Source organism: Protofrankia sp. CiP1_Cm_nod2, from assembly GCF_920664355.1.
In the GTDB taxonomy this organism is placed as follows: domain Bacteria; phylum Actinomycetota; class Actinomycetes; order Frankiales; family Frankiaceae; genus Protofrankia.
In genome coordinates this window covers 6,445-9,456 of the sequence record NZ_CAKKTL010000225.1, presented here as the reverse complement: position 1 = coordinate 9,456, position 3,012 = coordinate 6,445, and the positions used below count along the sequence as shown (strand labels likewise).

The 3,012-nt window shown below is 74.5% G+C and carries 3 protein-coding genes and 1 pseudogene; 2 read left to right on the top strand and 2 right to left on the bottom strand.

Annotation, left to right across the window (positions count from 1 at the left end):
* A pseudogene (locus NBW84_RS19830) lies at window positions 1–517 on the top strand (DEAD/DEAH box helicase); the annotation flags it as partial.
* Window positions 518–694: 177 nt separating this feature from the next.
* Here the strand turns inward: NBW84_RS19830 and NBW84_RS19825 are convergent.
* The gene (locus tag NBW84_RS19825; RefSeq protein WP_250286324.1) at window positions 695–1,072 is read right to left on the bottom strand and encodes a hypothetical protein; all 378 of its coding nucleotides are present in this window, start codon (window positions 1,070–1,072) and stop codon (window positions 695–697) included.
* On the bottom strand, window positions 1,069–2,055 hold the full coding sequence (locus tag NBW84_RS19820) for a ParA family protein (RefSeq protein WP_250286322.1): 987 nt from the start codon (window positions 2,053–2,055) through the stop codon (window positions 1,069–1,071). Before NBW84_RS19820 ends, NBW84_RS19825 begins: the two co-directional genes overlap by 4 nt.
* Before the next feature lie 364 nt (window positions 2,056–2,419).
* Between NBW84_RS19820 and NBW84_RS19815 the strand changes: the two genes are divergently transcribed.
* Window positions 2,420–3,012, top strand: a 593-nt coding sequence (locus NBW84_RS19815; protein ID WP_250286320.1) for a CNNM domain-containing protein, incomplete at its 3' end; no start/stop codon positions are given.

The following is a 3,012-nucleotide window of genomic DNA, read 5'->3' as shown; positions in this document are numbered from 1 at the left end:
GGTCTCCGCCGACGAGCCCACCGACGCGCGGCCGGCGGCCCACGCGGACGCGCCCGCGCCGCAGCGGCCGGCACCCACCCGTCCAGCCCCGGCGGACCCGGTCCCAGCCCTGTCCCCGGCAGCGTCCGTGGAACTTCCCGGCGCACCGGATGGCGGACCGGCCGCGGCCGAACCGCGCCCGGCCGGGGCCAGCGGGCGGAGACGGCCGGCGATCAGCAGGGCCGCCCTGTTCCTGGAGCCCGCTTCGCTGCGCCCGACGGCGCCGGATACCGGTTCGGATCCCACCGTGGCCACGGATGCCGTGGACACCGGCATCCTGGACACCGGCATCCTGGACACCGATGCCGGGGCTCCGGGCTCCGGTGCGGACGACGCCACGGCGACCGGTCCGGCTCCTCGGCGCCGGCGCCGCCGGCGGCGCGACGACCGCGGCCGTCCCGTCGGCTCACCGGCCGTGGAGGCGAACCTCGCCGGCAGGCAGGACGACCGGATCGAGCACCGGGCCGAGTCAGCCTGACGACCGCCTGCGGACCTCGGCCCGGGTCAGCCCGACACCGCGATCACGCCGGACAGCCGGCGTGATCGTCGGGCCTGTCACGGGCCTGTCAGTTGTCGGGCCCGCAGTCCTGTCAGAACCCGGCGGACGCGCGGATCCCGAACGCGAAGCGCGCCGCCGGCCGCCCGACCGGACCTGTCAGGGCTCGGCGGAGGTGTGGACCCGCAGCCGGATGCGCACCCAGGCGATCCGCCGGCATGCCGGGCAGCGCACCAGGGACCGGTGCCGCAGCCGCGGCACCGGCACGTGCACGCTGGGGATCAGCAGGGCGACCGCCTCGCGCGCCCGGAGCGTGGTCGTCTGCCCGCAGCGGGAGCACAGCACGTCCAGTCCGCTGGCCACCGGCGGGGCCGGGCTGCCCACCACGCTGTAGAGCGCCCGCTTGCCGTGGACGTCCCGGCCGACCGCCACCGGGGTGGCAAAGCGCTCGTGGGCCGTGGGTGGGGGCGCTGCGCTGCGCGACCGTAGCCGGTCGAAGCCGGCGGGCGCGGCGGCTGCTTCCCGGCGGCCGCTCACCGGTTCGTGACCCGGGATGCCGCGCTGGCCACGGACGCCGCGCCGACCACCGCGCCGGCCGTCATACCCGCCACCGCACCAGCCGTCGCCGGGGGGCGGGCCGATGATCCGCCTGGTAGCGCCGGCCCTGCCGCCGACGGCACCGCGGGCGCCGTCCGGGATGTGCCCCCACCCGGCACCCGGGCCGTGGCCCCGCCGCCCTCCCCCCGCGGGCCGGGCGCGGGGACGGAGCCCGCCAGCAGCGCCCGGGCATGCGCCCGGTATGCCTCCGCCCCTCTGGAACGCTTCGCCGTCGTGAGGATCGAGCGTCCGGAGACCGGCGCCTCGGCGAACCGGACCGACCGCGCGATGGGTGGCTGGAGCACCGCCACCGCGTACCGGGCGGCGACGTCCGCCAGGACGGCACGGCCGTGCGTGGTCCGGGCCTCGAAGAGGGTCGGCAGCACTCCGCGGACCCGCAGCTCGGCATTGGTCAGACGCCGCACGTCGTGGACGGTGTCGAGCAGCTGCCCGACACCGCGGTGCGACAGGGTCTCGCACTGCAACGGGATGATCACCTCATTCGCCGCCGTCAGCCCGTTGATCGTCAGGATCCCGAGCGAGGGGGGGCAGTCGATCAGGATGAAGTCGTAGCTGTCGCTGATCTCGGCGAGCGCGAGCCGCAGCGCGTGCTCACGGCCGGTACGGGACAGCAGCACGGCTTCGCAGCCGGCCAGCTCGATGGTCGCCGGCAGCAGATCCGGGCCGTCCTCGGTCCGTCGCACCACGAGGCCGGGGCTGAGCCGGCCCAGCAGCACGTCGTGCACGGACAGCTCGATGACGTCCGGATCCAGGCCCAGGGAGAACGTCAGGCATGCCTGCGGATCGAGGTCGACGAGCAGGACCCGGCATCCCAGTTCGCTCAGCGCGGCGCCGAGGCTCGTCACGGACGTCGTCTTGGCGACGCCACCCTTCTGGTTTGCGACGGCGAAGACGCGAGCCATGCAGATCAGTCTCCAAGCGTCGGCGCAAAACCACAACACCCCACGCCACAACAACATCACCGACACCTGAAAAACTCGATCTCCATTTCGGACAAATCATAAAAGAACGCACACTCATCCGGTGCGGATCACCACCGGACGTCCCTGCCGACGCACCCGGCCGGGCGTCGGGCCCCGGCCGGGAAACCTCTGGGCGGCACGGCGGAGGTCTGTGAGGATGAGGGGTCTGTGAGGATGAGGGGATGGCACGCGGCGCGCCAGTACCGTCCGGGCGGGAGCCTCGGGCGGCCCCGACAGTGCAGCCCGCGGCGGGATCCCGATCGCCCGAGCACCGCGGTGGCCTGCGCCGGCCCCCGCCACAGCAATGATCGGTGACATTCTCGGCCTGCTGCTGGCCGTCGCCCTCATCGCCGCCAACGGGCTGTTCGTGACCGCCGAATTCGCTTTTGTGGCGGTCGACCACAGCCGGCTCGAGCAGGCGGCGCGGGACGGCTCCCACCGCGCGGCCCGGGCGCTGCGGGCCGTCCGGTCGCTGTCGTTCCAGCTTTCCGGCGCGCAGCTGGGCATCACCCTGACGTCGCTGGTGCTCGGCTACCTCGCCGAGCCGGCGATCGCCTCCCTGCTGCTGCCCACGATCGACGCGACCGGCCTGCCGGCCGGCGTCGGCCATGCCGTCGCGGTGACCGCCGCCCTGCTGATCGCGACAGTCGCCCAGATGGTCTTCGGCGAGCTCTTCCCGAAGAACATCGCGGTCGCGGCGCCGGTAGCCGCGGCCCAGTGGGCCGCCGGGCCGCAGATGCTCTTCTCCAGCGTCTGCCGGCCGGTCATCACGCTTCTCGACGGGTCCGCCAACCGGCTGCTGCGCGCGCTGGGGATCGAGCCGCGAAGCCAGCTGCAATCGGCCAGGTCGCCGTCCGAGCTCGGCTGGCTGGTGCGCTCGTCGGCCGAGCACGGCAC